The 26,459-nt window shown below is 54.6% G+C and carries 27 protein-coding genes; 14 read left to right on the top strand and 13 right to left on the bottom strand.

All coding sequences use genetic code 11. From position 1 onward, the window contains the following. Positions 1-142 precede the first annotated feature (142 nt). Positions 143-412, top strand: coding sequence for a GrxA family glutaredoxin (locus EQV24_RS08780; protein WP_006809455.1), 270 nt, complete (start codon positions 143-145; stop codon positions 410-412). 346 nt (positions 413-758) lie between these two features. Here the strand turns inward: EQV24_RS08780 and EQV24_RS08785 are convergent, their stop codons facing one another. Continuing rightward, entirely contained in the window at positions 759-1,142 is a 384-nt protein-coding gene (locus EQV24_RS08785) for an inner membrane protein YbjM (protein ID WP_013097375.1), read from the bottom strand. Positions 1,143-1,412: 270 nt separating this feature from the next. On the opposite strand from EQV24_RS08785, the gene EQV24_RS08790 reads away from it, so the two are divergent. The 3 genes from EQV24_RS08790 to EQV24_RS08800 all read left to right on the top strand — a co-directional run bounded on the left by EQV24_RS08790 (position 1,413) and on the right by EQV24_RS08800 (position 4,637). Continuing rightward, positions 1,413-3,098 (top strand): aspartate:alanine antiporter, encoded by a 1,686-nt coding sequence (locus tag EQV24_RS08790; protein ID WP_014169303.1) that lies wholly within the window; start codon positions 1,413-1,415, stop codon positions 3,096-3,098. Between the two features lie 263 nt (positions 3,099-3,361). Next, positions 3,362-3,751 carry a hypothetical protein gene (locus EQV24_RS08795; protein WP_130626467.1) on the top strand — a complete coding sequence of 130 codons (390 nt, stop codon included), beginning with the start codon at positions 3,362-3,364 and terminating at the stop codon, positions 3,749-3,751. Further along, positions 3,726-4,637: a hypothetical protein gene (locus EQV24_RS08800; protein WP_130626468.1), complete on the top strand. Its 912-nt coding sequence runs from the start codon at positions 3,726-3,728 to the stop codon at positions 4,635-4,637. Before EQV24_RS08795 ends, EQV24_RS08800 begins: the two co-directional genes overlap by 26 nt. A gap of 716 nt (positions 4,638-5,353) precedes the next feature. Here EQV24_RS08800 and EQV24_RS08805 read toward each other — a convergent pair. Together EQV24_RS08805 and EQV24_RS08810 are read right to left on the bottom strand one after the other, a co-directional pair. After that, positions 5,354-5,539 (bottom strand): hypothetical protein, encoded by a 186-nt coding sequence (locus EQV24_RS08805; RefSeq protein WP_130626469.1) that lies wholly within the window; start codon positions 5,537-5,539, stop codon positions 5,354-5,356. Beyond that, positions 5,502-6,146: a hypothetical protein gene (locus EQV24_RS08810; RefSeq protein WP_130626470.1), complete on the bottom strand. Its 645-nt coding sequence runs from the start codon at positions 6,144-6,146 to the stop codon at positions 5,502-5,504. The genes EQV24_RS08805 and EQV24_RS08810 overlap by 38 nt, the downstream gene beginning before the upstream one ends. Positions 6,147-6,313: 167 nt before the next feature. Here EQV24_RS08810 and EQV24_RS08815 point away from each other — a divergent pair, with 167 nt between their 5' ends. The 3 genes from EQV24_RS08815 to arsC are packed head-to-tail and all read left to right on the top strand — an operon-like array spanning position 6,314 to position 8,403. Further along, positions 6,314-6,634 (top strand): metalloregulator ArsR/SmtB family transcription factor, encoded by a 321-nt coding sequence (locus EQV24_RS08815; RefSeq protein WP_130626471.1) that lies wholly within the window; start codon positions 6,314-6,316, stop codon positions 6,632-6,634. A gap of 35 nt (positions 6,635-6,669) precedes the next feature. Then, a complete protein-coding gene (locus tag EQV24_RS08820; protein ID WP_130626472.1) occupies positions 6,670-7,959 on the top strand; it encodes an arsenic transporter in 1,290 nt (429 codons plus the stop codon). Between the two features lie 12 nt (positions 7,960-7,971). Continuing rightward, on the top strand, positions 7,972-8,403 hold the full coding sequence (gene arsC / locus EQV24_RS08825) for a glutaredoxin-dependent arsenate reductase (RefSeq protein ID WP_013097418.1): 432 nt from the start codon (positions 7,972-7,974) through the stop codon (positions 8,401-8,403). A 15-nt stretch (positions 8,404-8,418) separates the two neighbouring features. Here arsC and EQV24_RS08830 read toward each other — a convergent pair whose 3' ends face one another. Next, positions 8,419-8,970 carry a TetR family transcriptional regulator gene (locus EQV24_RS08830; protein ID WP_058650659.1) on the bottom strand — a complete coding sequence of 184 codons (552 nt, stop codon included), beginning with the start codon at positions 8,968-8,970 and terminating at the stop codon, positions 8,419-8,421. Between the two features lie 82 nt (positions 8,971-9,052). Here EQV24_RS08830 and EQV24_RS08835 point away from each other — a divergent pair, with 82 nt between their 5' ends. After that, positions 9,053-10,267 carry an MFS transporter gene (locus EQV24_RS08835; RefSeq protein WP_130626473.1) on the top strand — a complete coding sequence of 405 codons (1,215 nt, stop codon included), beginning with the start codon at positions 9,053-9,055 and terminating at the stop codon, positions 10,265-10,267. Further along, a complete protein-coding gene (locus EQV24_RS08840; RefSeq protein ID WP_023620241.1) occupies positions 10,257-11,069 on the top strand; it encodes a Cof-type HAD-IIB family hydrolase in 813 nt (270 codons plus the stop codon). The genes EQV24_RS08835 and EQV24_RS08840 overlap by 11 nt, the downstream gene beginning before the upstream one ends. A 58-nt stretch (positions 11,070-11,127) precedes the next feature. Here the strand turns inward: EQV24_RS08840 and EQV24_RS08845 are convergent, their stop codons facing one another. Further along, entirely contained in the window at positions 11,128-12,360 is a 1,233-nt protein-coding gene (locus tag EQV24_RS08845; protein WP_014831213.1) for an MFS transporter, read from the bottom strand. A gap of 167 nt (positions 12,361-12,527) precedes the next feature. Between EQV24_RS08845 and EQV24_RS08850 the strand changes: the two genes are divergently transcribed. The 3 genes from EQV24_RS08850 to deoR all read left to right on the top strand — a co-directional run bounded on the left by EQV24_RS08850 (position 12,528) and on the right by deoR (position 14,698). Beyond that, on the top strand, positions 12,528-13,256 hold the full coding sequence (locus EQV24_RS08850) for a phosphatase PAP2 family protein (RefSeq protein ID WP_058684153.1): 729 nt from the start codon (positions 12,528-12,530) through the stop codon (positions 13,254-13,256). A gap of 7 nt (positions 13,257-13,263) precedes the next feature. Then, positions 13,264-13,872 carry an undecaprenyl-diphosphate phosphatase gene (gene ybjG / locus EQV24_RS08855; RefSeq protein ID WP_020689884.1) on the top strand — a complete coding sequence of 203 codons (609 nt, stop codon included), beginning with the start codon at positions 13,264-13,266 and terminating at the stop codon, positions 13,870-13,872. A gap of 67 nt (positions 13,873-13,939) precedes the next feature. After that, positions 13,940-14,698 carry a DNA-binding transcriptional repressor DeoR gene (gene deoR / locus EQV24_RS08860; protein WP_038418989.1) on the top strand — a complete coding sequence of 253 codons (759 nt, stop codon included), beginning with the start codon at positions 13,940-13,942 and terminating at the stop codon, positions 14,696-14,698. 67 nt (positions 14,699-14,765) lie between these two features. Here deoR and dacC read toward each other — a convergent pair whose 3' ends face one another. Further along, positions 14,766-15,971: a serine-type D-Ala-D-Ala carboxypeptidase gene (gene dacC / locus EQV24_RS08865; protein WP_040020720.1), complete on the bottom strand. Its 1,206-nt coding sequence runs from the start codon at positions 15,969-15,971 to the stop codon at positions 14,766-14,768. A gap of 241 nt (positions 15,972-16,212) precedes the next feature. Here dacC and EQV24_RS08870 point away from each other — a divergent pair, with 241 nt between their 5' ends. Then, positions 16,213-16,839, top strand: a complete 627-nt coding sequence (locus EQV24_RS08870; RefSeq protein WP_013097428.1) for a glutathione S-transferase family protein — start codon at positions 16,213-16,215, stop codon at positions 16,837-16,839. Here EQV24_RS08870 and EQV24_RS08875 read toward each other — a convergent pair whose 3' ends face one another. Then, entirely contained in the window at positions 16,840-17,958 is a 1,119-nt protein-coding gene (locus EQV24_RS08875; protein ID WP_040020711.1) for a PQQ-dependent sugar dehydrogenase, read from the bottom strand. Positions 17,959-18,064: 106 nt separating this feature from the next. Then, the gene (bssR, locus tag EQV24_RS08880) at positions 18,065-18,448 is read right to left on the bottom strand and encodes a biofilm formation regulator BssR (protein ID WP_013097430.1); all 384 of its coding nucleotides are present in this window, start codon (positions 18,446-18,448) and stop codon (positions 18,065-18,067) included. 216 nt (positions 18,449-18,664) lie between these two features. Here bssR and rimO point away from each other — a divergent pair, with 216 nt between their 5' ends. After that, on the top strand, positions 18,665-19,990 hold the full coding sequence (gene rimO / locus EQV24_RS08885; RefSeq protein WP_013097432.1) for a 30S ribosomal protein S12 methylthiotransferase RimO: 1,326 nt from the start codon (positions 18,665-18,667) through the stop codon (positions 19,988-19,990). Between the two features lie 63 nt (positions 19,991-20,053). Here the strand turns inward: rimO and gsiD are convergent, their stop codons facing one another. Genes gsiD through iaaA form a run of 5 tightly spaced genes read right to left on the bottom strand, consistent with a single transcriptional unit; the run spans position 20,054 to position 26,276 of the window. Next, on the bottom strand, positions 20,054-20,965 hold the full coding sequence (gene gsiD, locus EQV24_RS08890) for a glutathione ABC transporter permease GsiD (protein ID WP_130626474.1): 912 nt from the start codon (positions 20,963-20,965) through the stop codon (positions 20,054-20,056). A 1-nt stretch (position 20,966) separates the two neighbouring features. Further along, positions 20,967-21,887: a glutathione ABC transporter permease GsiC gene (gene gsiC, locus EQV24_RS08895; protein ID WP_020689877.1), complete on the bottom strand. Its 921-nt coding sequence runs from the start codon at positions 21,885-21,887 to the stop codon at positions 20,967-20,969. 5 nt (positions 21,888-21,892) lie between these two features. After that, positions 21,893-23,431, bottom strand: coding sequence for a glutathione ABC transporter substrate-binding protein GsiB (gsiB, locus tag EQV24_RS08900; RefSeq protein WP_130626475.1), 1,539 nt, complete (start codon positions 23,429-23,431; stop codon positions 21,893-21,895). 23 nt (positions 23,432-23,454) lie between these two features. Continuing rightward, the gene (gene gsiA, locus EQV24_RS08905) at positions 23,455-25,326 is read right to left on the bottom strand and encodes a glutathione ABC transporter ATP-binding protein GsiA (protein ID WP_114519125.1); all 1,872 of its coding nucleotides are present in this window, start codon (positions 25,324-25,326) and stop codon (positions 23,455-23,457) included. Positions 25,327-25,337: 11 nt separating this feature from the next. After that, positions 25,338-26,276, bottom strand: coding sequence for a beta-aspartyl-peptidase (gene iaaA / locus EQV24_RS08910; protein WP_020689875.1), 939 nt, complete (start codon positions 26,274-26,276; stop codon positions 25,338-25,340). Positions 26,277-26,459: the final 183 nt, after the last annotated feature.

Genomic DNA, 26,459 nt, shown 5'->3' on the forward strand with positions numbered 1-26,459 from the left:
TAGGCAATGATGCGCGGCATGTAATTGGCGAAACATAGCTCAAGGATATTAAAGCGACAGGCGAAACCTACTTTAATGACGGCAGGTTATCGTGCACTATACGTGTCATTCGCCGTCAGGCTTGTTTTTTGAGGAGAGAGAAATGTTTGCAGTAATTTTTGGTCGTCCAGGATGCCCTTACTGTGTGCGCGCAAAAGAGCTGGCTGAAAAACTGACTGAAGAGCGTGATGACTTTAACTTCCGCTATGTGGATATCCACGCAGAAGGCATCACCAAAGCCGATCTGGAAAAAACCGTGGGTAAACCGGTTGAAACCGTACCGCAGATCTTCCTCGATCAGAAACACATTGGCGGCTGCACCGATTTTGAAGCTTACGCTAAAGAACATCTGGGGCTGTTTGCCGCTCAGTAATCACTAAGCAAACCCCGCGCCCTGACGTGGGGTTTTATCTATTTGCCTGTTATTGCTTTTTCACTTCACCCAATAGAATTGAACCATATGATGCATGGATTAGCCTGTTAATCCAGTGCGCGTCTTGCGTTTTGCCCTACGATAAATAATGCAATTCCTTGATATTAATGCCGATTGTAGGCCGGGTAAGCGCAGCGCCACCCGGCAAGAAAGACGGCTTAAGGGCATTGGGCGCACTACGCGGGATGCTGTCAGTCACGACTGGAAAAGGTAGGTATGGACTGGAATACCGGGCAATCCGTACACAGTACCGTATTTGACGACAATATCTGCGGCAACGGCGTTCTCATTCTTTTTTATTATGTAACCGTTGATGCCGTATCAGAGTGCGAAGAAACAGGAAAAACAGCGCACCGAGCGCGCACCAGAATACGCCACTCAGCAACCAGGCCAGCTCCTGCCAGAGGCTTCGCGTGGACACGAAAAGCAACCGCATCAGCACCAGACACAGCGGTGCCGCCAGCATTGCCCCTAACAGCGGCTTAACAACCTCGCCCTCGCGGGAGAGAAAACTCGCGGCCACGCCAGGCAGAATGAAAAAGAGCAGTCCCAGTTCCGGATGCCCGGAGGCTCTGAATGCCCCCTTAACATTAAACGCTAATGACATACAGACAACGGTGAACAGTAAGAAACAGCTTATCGCCCCTGCCCATTTTCCTTTAATGTTCAAATTATCCTCCTGACTTCTCTATCAAATAAAGTTTCGTCGCGTGGACACCCGATCGGATAAAGTTATGCGGCAATCCTTGCCAAAACCCGCATACGGTTATGCGATAATGAGTAGCCGTTGGTAGCTAATGCGATTAAACTATCCAGCTGCTATTGTCTTAGGGAATTTTTTTGGCCGCAGGGAGTGTAGAAGTATTCCCTGGCACTGAAAACAGTAGCCCAAAATGTCCTTTCATTCAACAACTTACTGGTAAACAAGAAGTTAGCCTCCGTGAATATAAACGTCGCAGACTTGTTAAATGGGAATTACATCCTGTTATTATTTGTGGTACTGGCGCTGGGCCTTTGCCTGGGTAAATTGCGCCTGGGTTCAGTACAACTTGGTAATTCCATTGGCGTTTTAGTCGTCTCCTTATTATTAGGTCAGCAGCATTTCAGCATTAACACAGACGCGCTTAACTTAGGTTTTATGCTGTTTATTTTTTGTGTTGGTGTGGAAGCGGGTCCTAACTTTTTTTCCATTTTCTTCCGCGACGGCAAAAATTATCTGATGCTGGCGCTGGTGATGGTCGGCAGTGCGCTGCTGATCGCGTTAGGGCTGGGTAAACTGTTTGGCTGGGATATCGGGTTAACGGCCGGTATGCTGGCAGGCTCCATGACCTCGACGCCGGTTCTGGTGGGTGCAGGCGATACCCTGCGCCATTCCGGTATGGCCGGGGCACAGCTTTCTACCGCACTCGATCACCTGAGCCTGGGCTATGCCCTGACCTATCTGATTGGTCTGGTGAGCCTGATTGTGGGCGCGCGCTACCTGCCGAAACTGCAGCATCAGGATCTGCAGACCAGCGCCCAGCAAATCGCCCGCGAGCGTGGTCTGGACACGGACTCCAAACGAAAAGTTTATCTTCCGGTGATCCGCGCTTATCGCGTCGGGCCTGAGCTGGTCGCCTGGGCGGACGGTAAAAATCTGCGCGAGTTGGGGATTTACCGCCAGACAGGTTGCTATATCGAACGTATCCGCCGTAACGGCATTCTGGCGAACCCGGACGGCGATGCGGTACTGCAGATGGGCGACGACATCGCGCTGGTGGGTTACCCGGATGCCCACGCGCGGCTGGACCCAAGCTTCCGTAACGGTAAAGAGGTATTCGACCGCGACCTGCTCGACATGCGTATCGTCACCGAAGAGATTGTGGTGAAAAACCACAACGCCGTCGGCCGTCGTCTGGCGCAGCTGAAGCTGACCGACCACGGTTGCTTCCTGAACCGCGTGATCCGCAGCCAGATTGAGATGCCTATCGACGATAATGTCGTCCTGAATAAAGGTGACGTATTGCAGGTCAGCGGCGACGCACGCCGCGTAAAAACCGTCGCCGACCGTATCGGCTTTATCTCCATTCACAGCCAGGTCACCGACCTGCTGGCCTTCTGCGCCTTCTTTATTGTTGGCCTGATGATTGGGATGATCACTTTCCAGTTCAGCAACTTTAGCTTTGGCATCGGTAACGCCGCCGGGCTGCTGTTTGCCGGGATCATGCTGGGCTTCCTGCGAGCGAACCACCCAACCTTCGGCTACATTCCGCAGGGCGCGCTGAACATGGTGAAAGAGTTCGGTCTGATGGTCTTTATGGCGGGTGTCGGCTTAAGCGCCGGTAGCGGCATTGGCCACAGCCTGGGCGCCGTCGGCTGGCAAATGTTGGTTTCCGGACTTATCGTCAGCCTGGTACCGGTGGTGATCTGTTTCCTGTTCGGCGCCTACGTGCTGCGCATGAACCGCGCCCTGCTCTTCGGAGCCATGATGGGTGCGCGTACCTGTGCGCCAGCTATGGAAATCATCAGCGATACCGCCCGTAGCAACATCCCGGCGCTGGGTTATGCGGGCACCTACGCTATCGCTAACGTACTGCTTACGCTGGCAGGTACGCTGATCATCATCATCTGGCCTGGACTCGGATAACTCTTAACTTTGCGCATAACGAAAAAATTTTCGTTATGCGCAGAACTTTTTTATCAGGGGGCAGTCATAACTAGTGCCACTGCTTTTCTTTGATGTCCCCAATTTGTGGAGCCCATCAACCCCGCCGTTTTGGTTCAAGGTTGATGGGTTTTTTGTTGCCTGCTATTATAACCCCTTCGAATCAATCAGTTAGGAACTAAGAGTTGCGACTGTAGCGGCAAAGTGGCAACAGCGCTCTACTTCATGTTCTTTAGGCCTGTATAATGTCATCAAAAAATCAATCCCAGTATTTTTCAATTGCTGTATACATTCCTGATGAGTTGAAGCAGACTTTCTTAGCAGAATGCACTATTGTCGGTATTGACGCCAAAAGAGTACAATGTTTCTCCGCCAATCCAAGCATCCGTGAATATCTGAGCATTTTAGTTGAACGTGGACAGAAGTTTGCACCATACCTTCTTAAGGTACTTAACTTGTTGCAGTCAAAATCCAAAATAAGAATTGAAGTCGCAGCCGATAGAAAAATCATTGAATTACAAGGTGTAAGTGTTGATGATGCTCTAAAGTTGATTCAAGTAGCTGATGCCATTAGGGTAATAGACCAGCAAGAACTGGAAGATACGAACAGTGATTCCGCAAAACAAACAATCTGACAAATTGAGAATTCCAGTGAACTATATAGATCAATTTATCAATTTTGTTTCCACCTTGTATACTCCTAGAAGAGCATGCACAACATTATTTATGATATGTGGAGGCATCCTATCCTTATGTATAATATTACCGCTTCTACATTTATGGCTAACACCTACAATAAAACCGATAGCACAGAACTATGAAACTTATATTTTATTGATTTCACTTGTAATAGGTGTTTCATTAGGAATTGTGGTTTTCAGCATAGTTGATTTTATTGCTTTAACAACCTATGAACGCCTCATTTCTAAAAAGAAAAAATCCCAAGGTGAATTAAAAGCGATTAAGGAAAAAAATATACGTGGCGAGGTAATATTTTCAAACTTTAAAACCGCTTACTTCCATCTCAGCATTGATAAGATTAAGATTATTAGAAGCTTAATCACATTCCCTTCCCTTAGCTTTCATAGCGAACATGAAGATGTAAAATTCCTTGAAAAATCAGGGTGGATTGAAGCATTAACTTACATTAGTAATGAGGAAAAGGTGTATCAACTTAATCAAAAAATCAGGTTATATGCTGATGAAAGATGGAACGAGGAAGTAAATCTCAACACGGAACATTTTCATAGCTTTGATGCTGAAACAGCTATAGCCATTATTAATGCCATGTCCGATGTAAAAATCAAGCCAGAATTAGATGAGTTCAACTTTTCATTTTATAAAAGCGACATTGAAAAATGTTTTGAAGTAAGTGAGTTTACCGAGACTCTTTACTCTTTAAGATTCAAAGAAAGATATGAAAAAAAGTTTTCCGAGCTACATCTCAAACCTTTCAGAAGTGAGCGATTATTTTCTATAAAGGTTCGTGAAAACATTCCAGATTTAGACATTCCTTTTTAGGGTAACAGTGAATTTTTAAAAGTTTCTAATTGTCACTTTTTTCAGCACAGAAATCTTCTCAATATGCTGTCTGCGCTTGTCCTAGCTGGCATACAAACATATCCATCTAAGATGGCAGATAAGTACGGCTCTTGCTTTAAACACACTTAACTCCAATTTTAACCTTAATTATCAACCGGTTGCCACCAAAGCAAGATACTTACTGTATCTTCAAAAATGAAAAACACTGAAATTCTTTTCAATTTTTTCAGTTCTGGTTTTCAACAAAGCCGCCAGCACTGGCGCAGTCTGGCGGTCTGGTTTGTAAAAAACTGAAAAATTTTAATGATCCAAAAACCGCAAGCGGGTGCGGTGTAGTGCGATTTTGGTCTGCGAAAGATTTTTTTGGCCATGCTGTGACGCGCCAGCGCCCTGCTGTGCACACAATCTGTTTAAGGGTAACTCTGAGTGTCATAAAAGGCCGAACGCGGCAGAGCGCCGCTGACAGCGCGTAGCGATATCTGTTAAGGCAGCTTCCCTAACCATGCAAAATGGCGGTAGCGATTGCTCCCCCCACCTTGCATCACACTTGGGTAATTATTCAATCTATTAATTTAAAAGTAATTTTTTGATAAATGTTTTATATATATTTTTTTGTTGTCTAGTATTCAACCGTTCAATTTCAGCTAGTCAAAGGTTTACAGCCAGAACTAATCCTCAACGAGCCAGCCAAAAACTCACCCACCTCTGATTTTTGCCGCTCCATACGAAAGCACATAACCAGCGATTAATGCACCAATACAGCCTGCTAACTTCATCCAGGTGCTTTCGAACCAGAAAAAAGAACCCATAGCAAAAATCACAGCCAAAAAGGTAATGGTCCCCTCAATTGCGTGAGACATCAACGATTTTACAAATTTCATTCTGTATTCCTTTGCAATCAATGGGATGTCCTTCAATGAACACAAGGTAAGGCTCTAATTGTTGTTCAACAAGGAAGTAGACCATGTCAAGATTCTCTTTTGACACCATGGCGTACGTAGTTGGATATTTGGTTTTCATCCTTCTTGATGCTCTTGCTGATTCTTCAATAATACCTTGAAACATCACTACGTTTAGCGCCGCTGATGCACTGAACCGGATGAAATGCTTATATGCCTGGTCAATCGCTAACCGACGCAACATTATACTTGCTGTTGTCTGCGCCAGTGCAATCTGCCCGGCTGTTCGTCCACCAACGCTTCCAGCTCCGTACCCTAATTTGTTGTTTACAGCTTCTTTTCCTTCATCGTTAAGCTTCTGATAGAAAGAGGTGAAAACAATAGTAATCAGTCTGCGTAGAGGGGACTCAGCATTTCCCAAACTTTTGAGCATAGAGAAAAAGCGCTCTGTCTCAGCCTGGTTCCGTTGTTTGGCACTATCTCCTGCGAGTCCGCTCCCTTCCCAACTCCTTACCATACCCATGTAAGCCGTATTAGGTATGGAGGAGATCCCATCGAGTATTCCTAGTGCAACCTGTTTAGCGTCCATATCTCATCCATATTGGTCTCAATCCGCACAAAGAATAACCAAAGCTCATGAGCGCTTCCAGACGATTTTTCACTTTACCAGCAAGCCAGATTTTTCCCCTCTTCCCTCCCCCACCTCAAACATATATGATTAAACAAATATGTATCAACTACCCGCAGGGTTCAACCATGCTTCATCCGCTTCAGCTTTTCAAAACCCTCTCCGACGAAACGCGGCTCTCCATCGTCATGCTTCTGCGTGAAGCCGGTGAGCTATGTGTCTGCGATCTCTGTTCCGCAACCACGGAGTCACAGCCGAAAGTCTCGCGCCATATGGCCTTACTTCGCGAGTCCGGGCTGGTTATCGACCGTCGTGAGGGGAAGTGGGTCTATTACCGTTTGTCTCCGAACATGCCTGCGTGGGCAGCTACCGTCATCGATAACAGCTGGAACTGCCTGCGGGAAGAAACGCATGCAAGGCTAAAGAATAGCCTTCCAGGGACGTGTTAAATACATTCATTAAAACAGATATAACGGGGTAAGCGATGTTTCTGGCAGGAGCAATTTTTCTGTTTACGCTGGTACTGGTCATCTGGCAGCCCAAAGGGCTCAGTATCGGCTGGAGCGCGACGATTGGCGCCGTGCTGGCGCTGGCCAGCGGCGTGATCCACCTTAACGATATTCCGGTGGTGTGGAATATCGTCTGGAATGCCACGGCGACGTTTATCGCCGTTATTATCATCAGTCTGCTGCTGGATGAGTCCGGCTTTTTCGAGTGGGCGGCGCTGCATGTCGCCCGCTGGGGAAACGGTCGGGGGCGTTTGCTGTTTACTTATATCGTGCTGCTGGGGGCGGCCGTCGCGGCGCTGTTTGCCAATGATGGTGCAGCGTTGATCCTGACACCTATCGTCATCGCTATGCTGCTGGCGCTGGGGTTCAGCAAGCAGGCCACGCTGGCGTTTGTGATGGCGGCAGGTTTTATCGCCGATACCGCCAGCCTGCCGCTGATTGTGTCCAACCTGGTCAACATTGTGTCGGCAGACTTCTTTAAGCTGGGGTTCAGCGAATACGCCTCGGTGATGATCCCGGTTGATATCGCCGCGATTGCTGCCACGCTGGTGATGCTGCATCTGTTCTTTCGCAAGGAAATTCCACCGGAATATGATCTTGCGAAACTCCGGGAGCCCGCCCGGGCCATTCACGATCTCCCGACCTTCAGAACAGGCTGGATAGTGCTGCTGCTTCTTCTCGTCGGCTTCTTTGTGCTTGAGCCTCTCGGCATTCCGGTCAGCGCCATTGCAACAGCTGGCGCGCTGATTTTATTCGCCGTTGCAAAACGCGGACACGCGATTAATACCGGAAAAGTGCTGCGCGGCGCACCGTGGCAGATCGTCATCTTCTCACTGGGGATGTATCTGGTGGTCTACGGTTTGCGTAACGCAGGGTTAACCGAATACCTTTCAGGCGTGCTGAATGCGCTGTCCACCCACGGTTTATGGGTGACTACTCTGGGAACCGGGTTCATCACCGCCTGCCTGTCATCCATAATGAACAATATGCCCACGGTGCTGATTGGCGCGCTCTCTATTGATGGCAGCACGGCAACAGGATTGATTAAAGAAGCGATGATTTACGCCAACGTGATTGGCTGCGATCTGGGGCCCAAAATCACGCCTATCGGTAGTCTCGCCACCCTGCTCTGGCTCCACGTGCTGGCGCAAAAAAACATGACCATTACCTGGGGCTACTATTTCCGGACGGGCATCATCATGACGCTGCCGGTTCTGTTTGTGACGCTCGCCGCGCTGGCGTTACGTCTCTCCTTCACACTGTAATGAGCCACTGATATGACCAACATCACCATTTACCACAACCCCGCCTGCGGCACCTCACGCAACACGCTGGAGATGATCCGCAACAGCGGCACCGAACCAGAGATCATTCTGTATCTGGAGAATCCGCCGTCACGCGATGAACTGATCAAACTGATTGCCGACATGGGCATTTCGGTGCGGGCGCTGCTGCGCACAAACGTGGAGCCCTATGAGCAACTGGGCCTGGCAGAAGAGACGTTCACTGACGACCAGCTTATCGGTTTTATGCTGCAACACCCGATCCTGATTAACCGTCCGATTGTGGTGACGCCGCTGGGCACCCGCCTGTGCCGCCCATCTGAAGTGGTCCTCGATATTCTGCCGGATGCGCAGAAAGGGGCATTTACGAAAGAGGACGGTGAAGCCGTCGTGGATGCCAGCGGGAAAAAAATCACTCAGAAATAGAGGCGGGCCTGCAGGCTAGCGGTTCCCCTCCCCTGCAATCCTTCCCACCATCGCCCGGATCTCCTCGCGCGTTAGCGGCGCTCTGTCGGTGACAAAGTGTAGCGTCATTCCTTCGATAAAGGCGTCCAGCGCGCGGGTGGTGACCGGGTCAAACCACTGCTCAAGCGTCGTCTGGCTCATCTGCATCCAGTCCTGCATTACCGTTTTCAGCGCCGCGCTGCGGTGCATAAAAGTGTAGAGCTGGTACATCAGCGCCATGTTGTGCGGCGTCGTCACCTGCGAGCTGTGGATCAGCGTGGTGATGGATTCACACGCCATCTCCGGGCTGGTTACCCCCGCGAAGAAATCACGGTACTGCTGCGACATCTGCCGGGTAAACCACGTGAAAGCCTCTTCCAGCAGCGACTCCATGCCGTCGAAATAGTAGGTCATCGACCCCAGCGGAACCCCGGCACAGCTGGCGATTTTACGGTGCGTGACGGCATGGATACCGTGCTCAGCAATGGTGTCCAGCGTCGCCTGCAGGATCTTCTCCCGGCGATGCGGGTCGTTAGGTGGTCTGCTCATACATGCCTCATCTGATTTGTGTACAAATGTACACAAACTTGCTAGTGTTGTCGCTATTGTTGTGCTTCTGGTGCTTATCTCAATGACTCTGACCTCATCCCGTAAGGCCCTGCGGTTGCGCATGTGGGCGCTTTTTATGTTCTTCTTTATTCCGGGTCTGCTGATGGCGTCCTGGGCCACGCGTACCCCGGCGATCCGCGATATTTTGTCGGTCTCCACCGCTGAGATGGGCATTGTGCTGTTTGGCCTGTCGATAGGCTCAATGAGCGGTATTCTCTGCTCGGCGTGGCTGGTGAAGCGCTTTGGTACCCGGACGGTGATCCGCACCACCATGTGCTGCGCAATACTCGGAATGCTGGTGCTCAGCGTGGCGCTGTGGTATGCCTCGCCGGTCATGTTTGCCCTGGGTCTGCTGATCTTTGGCGGCAGCTTTGGCGCGGCGGAAGTGGCCATTAACGTTGAAGGGGCTGCGGTCGAGCGCGAGATGAATAAAACCGTGCTGCCAATGATGCATGGCTTTTACAGCCTTGGCACGCTGGCCGGTGCGGGTGTGGGCATGGCGCTGACGGCCTCCGGCGTAAGCGCGAATCTGCATATCCTGCTGGCCGCGCTGATCTCTGTTGTGCCGGTGCTGACCGGCATCCGCGCCATTCCGGACGGCACGGGCAAAAACACCTCTGATGAACACAAAACGGCGGAAAAAGGGCTGCCGTTCTACCGTGATTTCCAGCTTATGCTGATCGGCGTGGTGGTGCTGGCGATGGCGTTTGCCGAAGGCTCCGCCAACGACTGGCTGCCGCTGCTGATGGTGGACGGCCACGGCTTTAGCCCGACCTCTGGCTCGCTGATCTACGCCGGGTTTACGCTGGGGATGACCGTCGGACGCTTTACCGGCGGCTGGTTTATTGACCGCTACAGCCGCGTGGCGGTGGTGCGCGCCAGCGCCCTGCTCGGCGGGCTGGGCATTGCGATGATCATCTTCGTGGATGTGGACTGGATTGCCGGCGTATCGGTGATCCTCTGGGGACTGGGTGCCTCACTTGGCTTCCCGTTGACCATCTCCGCCGCCAGCGATACCGGCCCGGATGCCCCGACGCGCGTCAGCGTGGTGGCAACCACAGGCTATCTGGCCTTCCTGGTCGGGCCGCCGCTGCTGGGCTTCCTGGGTGAGCACTACGGGCTGCGCAGCGCCATGCTGGTGGTGTTAGGGTTGGTCATGATTGCGGCGCTGGTGGCGCGCGCCGTGGCGAAGCCGGAAAAAGAACAAACGACACTGGAGAAGGGATATGAGCGTTAAACTGATTGCAGTCGACATGGATGGCACCTTCCTGAGCGACGCGAAAACCTACAATCGCGAACGTTTTCTGGCGCAGTATGCGCGTATGAAGGAGCAAGGTATTCGCTTTGTGGTGGCCAGCGGTAACCAGTATTACCAGCTGATCTCCTTCTTCCCGGAGATTGCGCATGAGATTGCGTTTGTCGCCGAAAACGGCGGCTGGGTGGTCAGCGCCGGGGAAGATGTTTTTAACGGTGAACTGTCGAAAACGCACTTCGATACTGTTGCTGCCGTGCTAAACGACGTTCCCGGCATTGAGATTATCGCCTGCGGCAAAGGCAGTGCCTATACGCTCAAAGCCTATGACGATGAGTTCAAAGCTATCGCCGCTAAGTACTATCATCGCCTCGAAATGGTAAGTGATTTCGACAACCTGAACGATATTTTCTTCAAGTTCGGACTCAACGTTTCTGATGATGAAATCCCGCGCATTCAGGCCATGCTGCACGAAAAACTCAACGACATTATGGTGCCCGTCACGACCGGCCACGGCAGTATTGACCTGATTATCCCCGGCGTGCATAAAGCCAACGGCCTGCGGATCCTGCAACAGCGCTGGGGCATTGACGACAGCGAGGTGGTGGCTTTCGGTGACAGCGGGAACGATGTGGAGATGCTGCGCCAGTCAGGCTTCAGCTTTGCGATGGCGAATGCCAGACCGCATATTAAGGCAGCGGCGCGGTTTGAAGCGCCGCATAATAACGAGGAAGGCGTACTGGATGTGATTGATAAGGTGCTCAACAGAGAAGCACCGTTTAATTGATTCCGTGCGCTCAGGTGCCCTCACCCTGACCCTCTCCCACCGGGAGAGGGAATAAGAATTATGGCTGCAGGGCGTTCCCGACGCGTTTGTCTTTCAGGAACATCACCATCAGCACAACCCACAGCACGCCGTTGGCGAGGTTAAACAGGCTGAACAGACCGTTGCCGCCGAGCGCATAAGCGTGCTTGCTCACCTCGATCCCGACGGTAAAAATCAGCATCTGCAGCATCCCCATCGCCGCCGAAACGGTGCCTTTACTCATCTCGCTGGCAAACAGCGTCAGACGCACCAGCCCGGCATTCGCCACGCCAATACCGAAGGCGTAAATACTCAATCCCGCCGTCATCCACAGATAGGCATGAGATGATACCACCGTCGCCACCGCGGCCACGGTAAGGCCCGCCGCAATCGGCCAGCCGCCCATGATGATGAGCGAGCGCACCGTGCGTCGTGATGTCAGACGCGCCAGCACCAGGTTACCGATAATCAGTGCGCCAAAAATCGGCACCTGCAGCAGCCCGTACTCGTAGCTGCTGAGCTGTTCACCGCTGATGATAATGACCGGTGACTGGGCGATCCACGCCAGTAGCGGCAGGCTAACAAAGCCCGTCGCCAGCGCGCCTGCCACAAAGCGGCCGTTTTTCAGCACCGCTTTATAATCCCGTCCCAGCTCTTTCAGCGACAGCGTCTCACCCAGTCGGGTGGCCGTTTCCGGCATTGCGCGGTGCAGGCCAAAGAACGCGATGGCGGCCAGCACGGCGAAGAGCACAAACATGCCTTCCCACGGTGCCACATGCACCCACGCGGCGCCCACCAGCGGCCCCAGCAACGGAGCAATCAGCGCCACGTTCGCCATCAGCGCGGTGATTTTGATACACACCGCCTCCTCAAAGGACTCCTGAATGGCGGCATACCCCACGGCACCGATAAAGCACAGGCTTACCCCCTGCAGGAAACGCAGCAGGGTGAACTGTTCAATGTTTTGCGCCAGCAGCGTGGCGAGACAGGTCACAATAAACCACACCACGCCCGTCAGCATCACCGGACGGCGGCCAATACGATCCGACAGCGGCCCTAACAGCCACTGTAAAAACATGCCGCCAGCCAGATAGGCGGTCATAGAGGTCGGCACCCATTCAATACCTGCGTTGTATTGCGCCACCACGGCCAGCATACCGGGCTGAATCATATCGTTGCCGATATAGGTAGAGAACTCGTAAAGCACCAGACACAGAGGGAAAAGTAACGCCTGACGACCCAGACGCGTACCCGAAGAAGAACGGTTTAACATGCAATCTCTTTATGATGAAAAAATCGCGATGAGTGTAATGAATTGCCGCTGTCTGAGATAGCAAATTATCCAGAAGAAACAGAAATAAAGCATTTATCGTCGTTGTTTAAGGTTTCCTTAAGTTGACACCAATATGATAGCCATATTTCACGCTGCCAACCAACTCTATGACCCGCATATCCCCTCGTTCAGAATTGTCTAAGTTACCGACAAATAAGACAAAACAACTTTACCGCTTGCCTGTGCGCTTTTATGGTTATCAGCTTTTAGTGCTGATCGCCCTTGCCGTGGTGTTTACCTGGCTTTCTCGTGGCGAAACGCTTGATAAATGGATCACTGGCTTTTGGTATGACGCGGCAACACACCGTTTCCCGCTGCAGAAAAACCCGCTGCTGGATCTGCTGAACCACCGGCTGGCGAAGTACATCGCCATTGCCATGGCGGTTGGGGCGCTGTTTTACGGTGCCTGGAAGCGCAATGCGAGACTGGTCACTGCCGCACTGCTGATGGGGCTTGGCACGCTGGTGGTTGGCGTGTTGAAAAGCCTGAGCCATCACAGCTGCCCGTGGGATCTGGTGGAGTATGGCGGTAAGGCCGTCTCTTACCCCCTGTTCAGTTCCGCTCCGGCAGACAGCGGTCCTGGCCGCTGCTTCCCCGGCGGCCATGCGTCCAGCGGCTTTATGGTGATGGGGCTGTTCTTTGCCTTCTGGCGCGAACGTCCGCGTCTCGCCTGGAGCTTTGTGGCCTTCGGCGTGGTGTTAGGTCTGGCGATGGGCTTTGGCCAGGTCATGCGCGGGGCGCATTTTTTCTCTCACAACCTGTGGGCTGGGTGGTGGGTCTGGTTTTCCCAGGTAGTGGTCTACGGCCTCGTTTCTGCCTGGTTTGCTAAAGAGTAAAAACGCTATGTTAGAGAATCTGAATTACCAGCTGTTTTATCTGATCAACGCCACCCCGGCCTCGCCTGAGTGGATGATCGATTTGGCCACTTTCCTGGCAAAAGATCTGATCAGTATTGTGCCTGTGCTGGCGGCCATCCTCTGGCTGTGGGGACCGCGCAGCCAGGTCAACGCGCAGCGTCAGCTGGTGATCAAAGTGGCGATGACGCTGGGGGTCAGCGTGCTGGTCAGCTATGTTCTGGGTCTCGCCTTCCCGCACGATCGTCCTTTTGTCGAACACGTCGGCTATACCTTCCTGCACCACGCGCCGGATGACTCGTTCCCAAGCGATCACGGTACGGTGATCTTTGCTTTTGCGCTGGCCTTCCTGTTCTGGCATCGCCTGTGGTCAGGTGCGCTGCTGATGGCCATTGCGGTCGCCATTGCCTGGTCTCGCGTGTATCTGGGCGTACACTGGCCGCTGGATATGGTAGGCGGCTTCCTGGTGGGGCTGATCGGCTGCGTCAGCGCGGCGATCCTGTGGAACCTCTTCGGGCTGGCGCTGTATCGCGGACTCTCGTCTCTCTATCGCACCCTTTTCGCTATCCCGATCCGCAAAGGCTGGATACGTGACTAACCCCGGTATGACAGGTTACACTTGAGCCCCCGCCCTGCGGGGGCTCACTTTTTCATCCTGAGGATCTATGGAAACACGCCGCGATGACCGCATAGCTCAGTTGATACAGGCGCTGAAGCGTAGTGATAAGCTTCATCTTAAGGAAGCCGCTACCCTCCTCGGCGTTTCAGAGATGACCATTCGCCGTGACCTGAACAGCGAGAGCGCGCCCGTCGTGCTGCTGGGCGGCTATATTGTGCTGGAGCCACGTAGCGCCAGTCATTATCTGATCAGCGATCAAAAGACGCGCCTGGTTGAAGAGAAACGCAAAGCCGCCCGTCTGGCGGCCTCTTTGGTGCAACCGCACCAGACGCTGTTTTTTGACTGCGGCACTACCACGCCGTGGATAATCGAAGCCATCGACAGCAGCATCCCCTTTACCGCCGTGTGCTACTCGCTGAACACCTTCCTGGCCCTTCAGGAGAAACCCGAGTGTCGGGTGATCCTCTGCGGCGGTGAGTTCCACGCCAGCAACGCCATTTTTAAGCCGCTCAATCTTCAGGACACGCTCAGCAATTTGTGTCCGGATATCGCGTTTTACTCCGCGGCGGGCGTGAGTACCCGTCAGGGGGCGACCTGTTTTAACCTGGAAGAGCTACCGGTAAAACACTGGGCATTAAGCGCCGCGCAGTACCATGTGCTGGTGGTGGATCACAGCAAGTTCGGCAAGGTGCGTCCGGCACGGATGGGCGAGCTGGCACAGTTCAATGCCATCATCAGCGATTGCCGCCCGGATGAAGAATACGTGACCTACGCAAAGGCGCAGCAGGTCAAGTTAATGTATTGAGAGGGGTGCGGTCTGATGCCCTCACCCCGGCCCTCTCCCACAGGGAGAGGGTGAAAAGCGGGAAGACTTAACTAAACCAGCTGCCAAACCAGCTATGGAATTTCATCATCACGAAGTCCCACATCCGGCTGAAGAAGCCGCCCTCTTCGACCGCTTCCATCACAATCAGCGGACGCTGTTCAATCGACTTACCGTTTAACTGGAAATCAATCGTCCCGACCACCTGGCCTTTTTTCAGCGGCGCGGTGAGCTGCGGATCGGTGAGGGTATAGCTCGCTTTCAGGTTTTTCAGCTGACCACGTGGAATGGTCACCGACCCGGCTTCACCGGCTCCCAGGTTCACTTCACTCTTGTCACCAAACCAGACGCGCTGGCTGACGAACGTGGCATCTGGTTTAATCGGCGTCACGGTTTCAAAGAAGCGGAAGCCCCAGGTCAGCAGTTTTTCTGACTCGTTAAAACGAATACGATCGGTTTTGGTGCCCAACACCACCGAGATCAGACGCATGTCACCCTGGGTCGCGGAGGCCACCAGGTTATAACCCGCCCCGGCCGTGGTGCCGGTTTTCATCCCGTCAACGTTGACGTTGCTGCTCCACAGTAGACGGTTGCGGTTCGGCTGGCGGATTTTATTAAAGGTAAACTCTTTCTCTTTGTGGATGGCATATTCGTCCGGCACATCGTGGATGAGCGCCTTGCCGAGCAGCGCCATATCGCGCGCGGTACTGAACTGGCCCGGCGCATCCAGACCGTGGACGGTTTTAAAGGTGGTATTGGTCAGACCCAGCTTTTGCGCATAGCCGTTCATCAGGCCAATAAACGAGTCCTGGCTTCCTGCAACATAATCTGCCAGGGCGATACAGGCATCGTTGCCGGACTGGATAATCACCCCTTTATTCAGATCGGAAACGGAAACCTGATCGCCCGGTTTCAGGAACATTACCGATGACCCGCGCAGCGCCGGGTTGCCGGTCGCCCAGGCGTCCTTCCCGATGGTGACCATATCGTCGAGCTTGATCTTACCCGCCTTCAACGCCTGACCAACCACGTAGCTGGTCATGATTTTGGTCAGGCTGGCCGGGTCGAGTTTCTCATCCGCATTGCCTTCCGCCAGCACTTTACCGCTGGAGTAATCCATCAGGATCCAGGCACGCGCATCTACCGGCGGCGCTTCGGGCGCAGCCTGCTCAGCCGCATAGAGAGTTGGTACAAACAGGAAAAGGAGCGCGGAGCCTGCCGCCAGGCTGCGCAGAGAAGTCATTTTTCGCGTCATAAATGCCACCCGAGTGTCCATTCAAAAATTACGTCACATCACCGTGTCGCAAGAAGCGATGAGTAATAGCGCACTAAAACGGTTAATGAAACCCAACGAGGGTAAAGTTATTAAAGTTTATGCAATAACATTCAGATACGCTTTGATTAAGGCGATTTTTTTCTCTTCTGTTGCGTAATTGTTAGGTTTATCTCACCATGGCGAAAAGCTGACTCGGATTCACATCTTATCGGGAGTAATTATGATTACGCTGTGGGGAAGGAATAATTCGACCAACGTCAAAAAAGTGCTCTGGACGCTGGAGGAGCTGGATTTACCGTTTAACCAGATAATGGCGGGTTTGCAGTATGGGGTTAATAAAGACGCCGACTACCTGGCGATGAACCCGAACGGCCTGGTGCCGCTGCTGCGCGATGATGAGACGGACGCCACGCTGTGGGAATCCAACACCATTGTCCGCTACCTGGCCGCCCAGTATGGGCAAGGCCGTCTATGGGTAGAAAATCCGGCCCGCCGCGCGCAGGGAGAAAAATGGATGGACTGGGCCAACCAGACGCTCTCCCCCACGCACCGCGTGATCCTGATGGGGCTGGTCAGAACCCCCGAAGCCGAGCGCGACTATCCCGCCATTCATGCGGCGCAGGACGCCTGTGAAAATCTGTTTGCGATGATGGACGATGAGCTGGCGAAACACGCCTGGTTCTCGGGTGCCGACTTCGGCGTGGGCGACATTGCCGTTGCGCCATTTGTCTGGAACCTGACCAACCTCGGTCTGACGTGGACGCCGCGCCCTCACCTGGCGCGCTGGCTTAAACAGCTGAGCGAACGCCCGGCCTACCGTAACGTGGTGATGATTCCGGTAAGCTGATCACCTCCCGGACGGGCTGACTTTCAGCAACTGCCCGTCCGTTTCATCGGTCAGAACATACAGATAGCCGTCCGGACCGACGCGCACATCGCGGATGCGCTGTTTCCGGTCGCCCAGGATCCGTCCGTCCTCGGTCACCGTGTTGCCGTTCACACTCAGCACGATCACATCCTTCTCTTTCAGCGCCCCGATAAACAGCTTGTTTTTCCACTGCGGGAATACGTCACTGTTATAAAACGCCATTCCGCTCACGGCGGGCGAGACTTTCCAGACAAACAGCGGTTTTTCGGTTCCTTCAACGTGTTCACCTTTCGCCTCAGGAATTTTCAATCCGCTGTAGTTGATACCGTGGGTCGCCAGCGGCCAGCCATAGTTTTTCCCTTTCTCCGGAATGTTAATCTCATCCCCGCCACGCGGGCCGTGTTCATTAAGCCACAGCGTGTCGCTCCACGGGTTCATCGCCATCCCTTGTGGGTTACGAATGCCATAAGACCAGATTTCCGGCCGCGCACCGGCGGTGTTCACAAAGGGGTTATCCGGCGGGACTTTGCCATCCTCCGTCAGGCGTACCACTTTCCCCTGGAGTTTATCCAGATCCTGCGCCGTCGGGCGCTGGTTGTTTTCGCCCAGCGCAATAAACAGATAGCCTTTGCCATCAAACACCAGCCTTCCGCCAAAGTGGTGACCGGTGGAGAGTTTCGGCATCTGACGGAACACCACCTGGAACGCCTCAAGGCGGGAAAGATCGTCGCTTAAGCGCCCGTAACCCACCGCCGTTCCGGCTTTGCCGTCAGCGCCTGCCTCGGCGTAGCTCAGCCAGACGCGGCGCGAGGTGGCAAAATCCGGCGCCAGCACCACGTCCAGCAGTCCTCCCTGTCCGTTGTCCCAGACTTTGGGCACCCCTGTTATCGGGTCTGACAGCCCTTTCCCGGCCTGCCAGTGTTTCAACTGGCCGCCCTTCAACGTCACGAGCAGCCCTTTGTTATCCGGCAGGAACGCCAGCGACCAGGGGTGTTCGAGTTTGTTCTGCAATACCTCAACCTTAACCGCATCAGGTGCAGCAAGGAGCGAAAACGGAAATAACAACGCAGGCAGGAAAATTAGCGAGGATCGGTGCATAACACGCTCCTTTATCGGCATATGGCATAAAGATTAGCCACTACGTCCGGGCGCGTTATCACTTTTACAAAAGCTTAATCAGAAGGGGGAGTTGCCTCCCCCGGAATCAGTGCTGTTCAAGCTTCGCGTGCTCGTTCAGACACATGATGCATAGAGAGAGCGTTGTCAGGCAGTTTTCAAGCTTCTCCGCGTTTACAGCGATAAAAGTCGGGCAGTCATGGCGTCCGTTCATCAGACAAACCCCGGCAATGGAGAGCACCTCGGCGGCGCGGCGCAGCGCAATACATTCGCTTTCGGCGTATTCCGCTTTCAGGATGGGTGCTTTTTCACGCATGAAATTGCAAAGTTCAAAGAAATTATCACGCAGATGTTCGCTTTCGCTGACTGACATATACCCTTTCGCCTTCCTCAGCTGCAGATATGCGGCAAGGTCTATTCGGGCGTTGATCAGCTTGTTCAGCAGATCGCGTTTCAGTCTGTCAACGGACATGCTCATTCCTCCTCTGTCAGCCCCTGTGCACAGTCAGAATAAGGTTATTTTTTGTACAGTTTAATGCCTGAGATCAATTATTCTTAACTGATTAACATTATTTACAATGTTACAACTTGCGCGGACATCATCTGCACTGCAAAGAGTGTATAAATCCCCCGCGATACGCTGTAAAATCCCGCCCTGATAACTCCATAATTGATGAATTTTTAACCTATGAGCAATGTTACGCACCCGCCGAAAATCGGCTTTGTCTCCCTGGGCTGCCCGAAAAACCTGGTGGATTCTGAACGCATCCTGACCGAACTTCGCACCGAGGGCTACGACGTGGTGCCAAGCTACGACAACGCCGACATGGTGATCGTGAACACCTGCGGGTTTATCGACAGCGCGGTTCAGGAATCCCTGGAAGCCATTGGTGAAGCCCTGACGGAAAACGGCAAAGTGATTGTGACCGGCTGCCTGGGCGCAAAAGAGGACCAGATCCGTGAAGTGCACCCGAAGGTGCTGGAGATCACCGGTCCACACAGCTACGAGCAGGTGCTGGAACATGTTCATCACTACGTACCCAAGCCTAAGCACAACCCGTTCCTGAGCCTGGTGCCGGAACAGGGGGTGAAGCTGACGCCGCGTCACTACGCTTACCTGAAAATTTCCGAAGGCTGCAACCATCGCTGCACCTTCTGCATTATCCCGTCCATGCGTGGCGATCTGGTGAGCCGCCCGATTGGCGAAGTGCTGGCAGAAGCCAAACGTCTGGCCGATGCGGGCGTGAAGGAGCTGCTGGTGATCTCCCAGGATACCTCCGCCTACGGCGTGGATGTGAAGCACCGTTCCGGTTTCCACAACGGCGAGCCGGTGAAAACCAGCATGGTCGGCCTGTGCGAACAGCTCGCTAAACTGGGCATCTGGACGCGTCTGCACTACGTTTACCCTTATCCGCACGTTGACGACGTTATCCCGCTGATGGCCGAAGGCAAAATCCTGCCGTACCTGGATATCCCGCTGCAGCACGCCAGCCCGCGTATTCTGAAGCTGATGAAACGCCCAGGCTCCGTTGACCGCCAGCTGGCGCGCATCAAGCAGTGGCGTGAAATCTGCCCGGATCTGACCCTGCGTTCGACCTTCATCGTTGGCTTCCCGGGTGAAACCGAAGAAGACTTCCAGATGCTGCTCGACTTCCTGAAAGAGGCGCGTCTGGACCGCGTAGGCTGCTTCAAGTACAGCCCGGTTGAAGGCGCAACCGCTAACGAACTGGCGGATCAGGTGCCGGAAGAGGTAAAAGAAGAGCGCTGGAACCGCTTCATGCAGCTGCAACAGCAGATCTCTGCTGAACGTTTGCAGGAGAAAGTGGGCCGCGAAATTATGGTCATCATCGACGAAGTTGACGAAGAAGGCGCGATTGGCCGCAGCATGGCGGATGCCCCTGAAATCGACGGCGCGGTGTACCTGAATGGGGAAACCAACGTCAAGCCGGGTGACATCATTCGCGTGAAAGTGGAAAACGCCGACGAGTATGACCTGTGGGGTAGCCGGGTTTAAACACCCAGCGCCTGTTTTGTAGGCCGGGTAAGGCGTAGCCGCCACCCGGCACATTCCACTGCCCTACCCCTTAATCCTCGGATCCAGCGCATCGCGCAGCCCATCCCCCAGCAGGTTGAACGCCAGCACGGTCAGGAAAATCGCCAGACTCGGGAATATCGCCACATGCGGCGCAATCACCATATCTGCCCTCGCCTCGTTGAGCATCGCGCCCCACTCCGGCGTCGGTGGCTGGGCCCCTAATCCCAGAAACGACAGGCTGGCAGCAGAAATTATCGACACGCCAATACGCATCGTAAAATAGACCACAATCGACGACACCGTACCCGGCAGAATATGGCTGAACAGGATGTTGGCGTCGCTGGCCCCCATACTGCGGGCGGATTCAATAAAGGTCTGCTGCTTCAGTACCAGCGTATTGCCGCGCACCAGACGGGCAAACGCCGGGATCGAAAAGACCGCGACGGCGATGATGACATTCGCCATGCCGCTGCCCATAATGGCGACAACCGCAATTGCCAGCAAAATGCCGGGGAAGGCAAACAGCACGTCGCAAATGCGCATAATGATCCGGTCCCACCAGCCCTCGTAATACCCTGCCATCAGGCCCAGAACGGTACCGATGACCGCACCAATGAGCACCGCAAACACCCCGGCGGCGAGCGATATCTGCGCGCCCATCAGCACGCGGCTAAAAATATCGCGCCCCAGAGAGTCCACGCCGAACCAGTGCATCATCGACGGTCCGTCATTCAGACGGTCGTAATCAAAGTAGTTTTCCGCATCATACGGTGCCACCCACGGCGCAATGGCGGCCACCACAATCAGCAGCAGTACAAACAGCCCCGCCGTCATGGCAACAGGCTGGCGACGAAAGCGCCGCCAGAATTCAAACCATGGGGTGCGGATATGGTCCGGCTTCAGCCCCGGCATAGCGTTTACAATGGCCTGACGACGCCAGTTCAACAATCGCATCTTACTTATACCTGATGGCCGGATTAATGGCGGCGTACAGCACATCCACCACTAAATTGATAAGAATAAATTCCAGCGAGAAGAGCAGAACTTCCGCCTGAATGACCGGATAGTCGCGCATCTCGACCGAATCCACCAGCAGGCGCCCCAGCCCCGGCCAGTTGAAGACCTTTTCCACCACGATAGAGCCCCCCAGCAGGAAGCCGAACTGCAGCCCCATCATGGTCACCACCGGGATCATCGCGTTACGAAAACCGTGCTTGAGGATGACCCACTTCTCGCTCACCCCTTTCGCCCGTGCGGTACGGATGTAATCTTCACTCAACACGTCAACGAACGACGCGCGTGTGAAGCGCGCCATCACCGCGGAGACGGCCGCGCCCAGCGTCATGGACGGCAGGATGTAGTGCTTCCAGGTATCGGCCCCGACGGTGGGCAACCAGCCCAGCTCCACGGAGAAAATCTGCATCAGGAGCATCCCCAGCGCAAAGGCCGGGAAAGAGATCCCGGTCACCGCCAGCGCCATGCCAAGCTTGTCCGGCCAGCGGTTGCGCCAGACGGCAGCGACAATCCCGGCGCCAAGCCCAAACACCACCGCCCAGCACATGCTGGCAATCGTTAACCAGAACGTAGGCATAAAGCGGCTGGCAATCTCTTCCGACACCGGACGACGCGACACCATCGAGATACCAAAATCGCCCTGTAGAACGTTGCAAATATAATGGAGAAACTGCATGTACAGAGGCTGGTCGAGACCAAGCTGTTTGCGCACCAGTTCAATGACGGTGGCATCCGCCTCTGGCCCGGCCACCAGACGCGCCGGATCGCCCGGCAGCAGATGGACAAACAAAAACACCAGTACCGCCACAATCAGCAGCGTCGGGATCAGCCCCAGCAGGCGTTTACAAACATAATTGAGCATGAGTGTTATTTTAAATCCGCATCGTCAAAGCTAAAGCCCGTATCCGGCATGATGTAAAACCCGGTCAACGCTTTGTTATGCGCCGAAACCAGTTTTTCCACCACCAGCGGTACCCACGGCGACTCTTTCCAGATGATATCCTGTGCGTCTTTGTAGAGGCGCGCTTTCTCATCCGGTTTGGTGGTTTTCAGCGCATCGGCAAGATCTTTATCCACCTGCGGGTTGCTGTAGAATGCCGTGTTGAACAGGGTCGGCGGCCAGTTCTGTGAGGCGAACAGCGGCGACAGCGCCCAGTCAGCCTCACCGGTAGAGGCCGACCAGCCGGTGTAGAACATCCGCACGCCGCTCTCTTTCTGCCCTTTCCCTTCCACTTCTGCCGCACGTTGTCCGGCATCCATCGCGGTGACCTGCACCTTAATACCGACCTGCGCCAGCTGCTGCTGGGTAAACTGCAGCACCTTCTGCGCAGTACTGTGATTATGGGATGACCACAGCGTGGTGCTAAAGCCGTTCGGGAAGCCCGCCTCTTTTAACAGTTCACGGGCTTTCGCCGGATCGTATGGCCACGGCTGATAGCTTTGCGCATAGGCAATAGCCGGTGGCAGCACGCCGGTGGCCGGGGTGGCGAAGCCCGCGAAGGCCACTTTCACCAGCGCCTGACGGTTAATCGCGTAGTTGATGGCCTCGCGCACTTTGGGATTATCAAACGGCTTTTGCGTCACGTTCATGCTGATGTAACGCTGCATAATGGACGGACTGGCCACCAGCTCCAGCTTGCTGTTCTTCTGCAGGATCGCCGCCTGCTCGTACGGGATCGGGAAGGCAAACTGCGTTTCGCCGGTTTGCAGCATCGCCGCGCGGGTGTTGTTATCCACCACCGGACGCCAGGTGATGGTGTCGAGCTTCGGCAGCCCCTGCTGCCAGTAGCCGGCGAATTTCTTCACCTTTACAAAGTCCGTCTGGTTCCAGGTAACCAGCTCATACGGGCCGGTACCGACCGGATGGAACCCAATCTCTTTCCCGTATTTTTTCAGCGCCGCAGGTGAGATCATCGCCGTCGCCGGATGCGCCAGAATATTAATAAAGGCCGAGAACGGCTCTTTCAGGGTAATTTTTACCGTTGTCGGATCGACCGCCTCGGTGCTGGCAATATTTTTATAGAGGTTATAGCGCTTGAGGCTGTTTTCCGGGTTGCTGGCGCGGTCGAGGTTAACCTTCACCGCCTCCGCGTTGAAATCGGTGCCATCCTGGAACTTCACGCCGGTTCTGAGCTTAATGGTATAGACCAGCCCATCATCCGAGACGGTGTACCCCTCTGCCAGCACATTTTTCAGCTTCATCTCTCTGTCCAGGCCAAACAGCCCCTGGTAGAACGATTTGGCGACCGCCTGCGACAGCGTATCGTTGGCGTCATAGGGATCGAGGGTGGTGAAATTGGAGCCGACGGCAACCACCACATCTTTGGCAGCGAACGCGGGAGAGGCGGCCAGGGCTGCCGTCACGCTCGCGGCTAACAGCCATGTACGAGCAACAAATTTAACCATTGTGTTCTCCTGCCTGTTGTACGTTATAACCGCGAAAATGCATTGTCCTGACGCGGAGGGGCAACAAAATGTCCGGGGCCCACTTCACGAAGCGTGACCCGCTCCATGACCTCACCCCGTTTACGAATATTGCTCGGCATCTCATCCTGCAGCAGCACGCGCTGCCCGTGACGGTGTTCGGGATCGGCAACCGGTACTGCAGACATCAGCTTACGGGTGTACGGGTGCTGCGGGTTCTCAAACACCGCCCGCCGCGGACCAATCTCGACGATTTGCCCCAGATACATCACCGCCACGCGATGGCTGATGCGCTCCACCACCGCCATGTCGTGGGAAATAAAGAGAAAAGCAATCCCCAGATCCCGCTGTAAGTCGAGCAATAAATTGATGATTTGCGCGCGGATAGAGACATCCAGCGCCGAGACAGATTCGTCTGCGATCACCACTTTTGGGTTGAGGGCCAGCGCGCGGGCAATACAAATTCGCTGCCGCTGACCGCCGGAAAACTCATGCGGGTAACGCCAGGCATGTTCCGGCTTCAGCCCCACGCGTTCCAGCAGCCACGCCACCCGACGCTGTGCGGCTTCGCCGTCGAGCAGGTTATGCACCCGCAGCGGCTCCATAATCGAATACCCCACCGTATGGCGCGGGTCCAGAGACGCATACGGATCCTGAAAAATAAACTGGATATTCCGCCTCACCGCCTGAAGCTTACTGTCAGGAAGGGTGTCGATACGTTCGCCGTTAAAGGTAATGCTCCCTTCCTGCGACTCCACCAGCCGAAGTAACGCGCGTCCGGTGGTGGATTTGCCGCAGCCCGACTCCCCCACCAGCGCCAGCGTTTCGCCTGGCCATAAATCAAAACTGACATTTTCAACCGCGTGCACTTCACGCTTTACGCGGTTGAAAATGCCGCTGCGCAGAGGAAAACGGGTCACCAGATCCCGCACCTCCAGAATGGGCTTGCCGGGGACCACGGTGTCCTGCTCGGTTTCCTCTTCCTGGCGGCCCGCCGCCTCAAGGGAAATCAGCGGGAAACGGCGCGGAAGATCGCTGCCGTTCATCGCCCCCAGCCGCGGAACCGCCGCCAGCAGCGCTTTGGTGTATGGGTGGGCGGGCGCATGGAAAATCTGCTCTACCGTGCCGGTTTCTACCGCCCTGCCCTGGTGCATCACCAGCACGCGATCGGCAATATCCGCGACCACGCCCATATCGTGGGTGATAAACATCACCCCCATCTCCATCTCCTGCTGCAGCACTTTGATAAGCTGCAGGATCTGCGCCTGAATGGTGACATCCAGCGCTGTCGTCGGCTCGTCCGCAATCAATACCGCCGGACGGCATGAGAGCGCCATGGCAATCATCACCCGCTGACGCATCCCGCCAGAGAGCTGATGCGGATAGCGGCCGAGTATGGACTGCGACTCCGGGATACGTACCAGCTCCAGCATCCGTTTGGCTTCCAGAAGGGCTTCATCGCCGCTCAGCCCCTGATGCAGGCGGATGGATTCGGCAATTTGCTCTCCAACCGGGAAGACCGGGTTCAGCGAGGTCATCGGCTCCTGGAAGATCATCGCGATATCCGCCCCGCGCACGCCCTGCATCTGTGCTGCGCTCAGCTCGTTTAAATCAATGACCTGACGATTGCGACGGCGCAGAAACATCTTCTCGCTGCTGATTTGCCCGCCCGTCTGTTCCAGCAGGCGCATCAGCGCCAGCGCGGTGACCGATTTCCCGGAGCCGGACTCACCCACAATCGCCAGCGTTTCGCCGCGGTTGAGTGAGAACGATAAATTCTCTACTGCGGGGATGAACTGCCGCTCCTCCTGAAACGCAATATTCAGCTGATGGACAGCCAGCACTTCGCGGTTATCCAGCTCTTCACTGTGCGGCACGCGTTGCCCCCTTATTCACGATAGATCCCGGTGCTGGGTTCATCACCGGCATAGCCCCAGGCGCGGTACATCCCTTCGCTGTTGAACGGCAGGGCCACGTTACCCTCACGGTCCACCGCAATGAGTCCACCCTCACCGCCCAGCGCGGGCAACTTTTCCATAACCACACGCTCGCAGGCTTCACTCAGGCTGAGCCCGCCGTAATCCATCAGGGCGGTAATGTCGTATGCGGCGAGCGCGCGAATAAACACTTCGCCGGTCCCGGTGCAGGAGACCGCCGCCGTGGCGTTATTGGCATAGCACCCGGCGCCCGGCAGCGGACTATCGCCAACCCGGCCAGGTAGCTTGTTGGTCATACCGCCGGTTGAGGTGGCCGCCGCCAGATTACCGGCCTTGTCGAGCGCCACTGCGCCAACCGTGCCCATTTTGGTGGTTTCATTGAGCGGTGAGGAGTGGTCCAGCTGGGTCATGCCCGCCGTACGGGCTGCCAGCAGCTGCTGGTAGCGCTCGTCAGTGGAAAAAAGATCCGGCGATACCCGCTCCATCCCGTGTGCGAAGGCAAAGTTCTCCGCCCCAACGCCCGTCAGCAGCACATGAGGACTCTCTTCCATCACCAGTCGCGCCGCCAGAATCGGGTTGCGCAGATGGCTCACGCCCGCCACGGCCCCTGCTTTCAGGGTGACGCCATCCATCACGCAGGCATCCAGCTCGTGCGTCTCGTCACGCGTATACACGGAACCAATCCCCGCATTGAACAACGGACACTCTTCCAGCAGACGCACCGCTTCGGTTACCACATCCAGCGCGCTTTCGCCCGCCTCCAGCATTCGCTGGCCCGTTTCGACAATGGCGTAGAGCGCATCAATGTAGCGCTTCTCCTGCTCAGGACTGAGCTGTGCACGGGTAATAGCCCCGGCGCCGCCATGAATTGCGATTACCGCATTAACCATTTCGCCTCACCTGTCAGCCTGCATGGCGGCTTTTTCTATAAATATCATTATCGTTGATGATTCTTCAGATAATTTTTGAATATAGAAAGACGCAACTGCGATGTAAAGGGTACTCATGGTGGGTCATACAGTTAGCCGCACTTTTCTGCCATAATGAGCGCTTTCGTTGTTACTGTGCTGGAG

The sequence above is a fragment of the Enterobacter sp. A8 genome, assembly GCF_004296595.1.
Taxonomy (GTDB): Bacteria; Pseudomonadota; Gammaproteobacteria; order Enterobacterales; family Enterobacteriaceae; genus Enterobacter; species Enterobacter cloacae.

Coding starts and splice junctions, on each gene's coding strand:
- EQV24_RS08840 (WP_023620241.1), top strand. CDS start 10,257: ATGAGCGTTAAACTGATTGCAGTCGACATGGATGGCACCTTCCTGAGC.
- arsC (WP_013097418.1), top strand. CDS start 7,972: ATGACCAACATCACCATTTACCACAACCCCGCCTGCGGCACCTCACGC.
- iaaA (WP_020689875.1), bottom strand. CDS start 26,276: ATGGTTAATGCGGTAATCGCAATTCATGGCGGCGCCGGGGCTATTACC.
- EQV24_RS08780 (WP_006809455.1), top strand. CDS start 143: ATGTTTGCAGTAATTTTTGGTCGTCCAGGATGCCCTTACTGTGTGCGC.
- EQV24_RS08820 (WP_130626472.1), top strand. CDS start 6,670: ATGTTTCTGGCAGGAGCAATTTTTCTGTTTACGCTGGTACTGGTCATC.
- gsiD (WP_130626474.1), bottom strand. CDS start 20,965: ATGCGATTGTTGAACTGGCGTCGTCAGGCCATTGTAAACGCTATGCCG.
- deoR (WP_038418989.1), top strand. CDS start 13,940: ATGGAAACACGCCGCGATGACCGCATAGCTCAGTTGATACAGGCGCTG.
- rimO (WP_013097432.1), top strand. CDS start 18,665: ATGAGCAATGTTACGCACCCGCCGAAAATCGGCTTTGTCTCCCTGGGC.
- EQV24_RS08875 (WP_040020711.1), bottom strand. CDS start 17,958: ATGCACCGATCCTCGCTAATTTTCCTGCCTGCGTTGTTATTTCCGTTT.
- EQV24_RS08805 (WP_130626469.1), bottom strand. CDS start 5,539: ATGAAATTTGTAAAATCGTTGATGTCTCACGCAATTGAGGGGACCATT.
- EQV24_RS08815 (WP_130626471.1), top strand. CDS start 6,314: ATGCTTCATCCGCTTCAGCTTTTCAAAACCCTCTCCGACGAAACGCGG.
- EQV24_RS08850 (WP_058684153.1), top strand. CDS start 12,528: ATGACCCGCATATCCCCTCGTTCAGAATTGTCTAAGTTACCGACAAAT.
- EQV24_RS08870 (WP_013097428.1), top strand. CDS start 16,213: ATGATTACGCTGTGGGGAAGGAATAATTCGACCAACGTCAAAAAAGTG.
- EQV24_RS08795 (WP_130626467.1), top strand. CDS start 3,362: ATGTCATCAAAAAATCAATCCCAGTATTTTTCAATTGCTGTATACATT.
- gsiB (WP_130626475.1), bottom strand. CDS start 23,431: ATGGTTAAATTTGTTGCTCGTACATGGCTGTTAGCCGCGAGCGTGACG.
- ybjG (WP_020689884.1), top strand. CDS start 13,264: ATGTTAGAGAATCTGAATTACCAGCTGTTTTATCTGATCAACGCCACC.
- EQV24_RS08830 (WP_058650659.1), bottom strand. CDS start 8,970: ATGAGCAGACCACCTAACGACCCGCATCGCCGGGAGAAGATCCTGCAG.
- EQV24_RS08835 (WP_130626473.1), top strand. CDS start 9,053: ATGACTCTGACCTCATCCCGTAAGGCCCTGCGGTTGCGCATGTGGGCG.
- gsiC (WP_020689877.1), bottom strand. CDS start 21,887: ATGCTCAATTATGTTTGTAAACGCCTGCTGGGGCTGATCCCGACGCTG.
- EQV24_RS08810 (WP_130626470.1), bottom strand. CDS start 6,146: ATGGACGCTAAACAGGTTGCACTAGGAATACTCGATGGGATCTCCTCC.
- dacC (WP_040020720.1), bottom strand. CDS start 15,971: ATGACGCGAAAAATGACTTCTCTGCGCAGCCTGGCGGCAGGCTCCGCG.
- bssR (WP_013097430.1), bottom strand. CDS start 18,448: ATGTCCGTTGACAGACTGAAACGCGATCTGCTGAACAAGCTGATCAAC.
- EQV24_RS08845 (WP_014831213.1), bottom strand. CDS start 12,360: ATGTTAAACCGTTCTTCTTCGGGTACGCGTCTGGGTCGTCAGGCGTTA.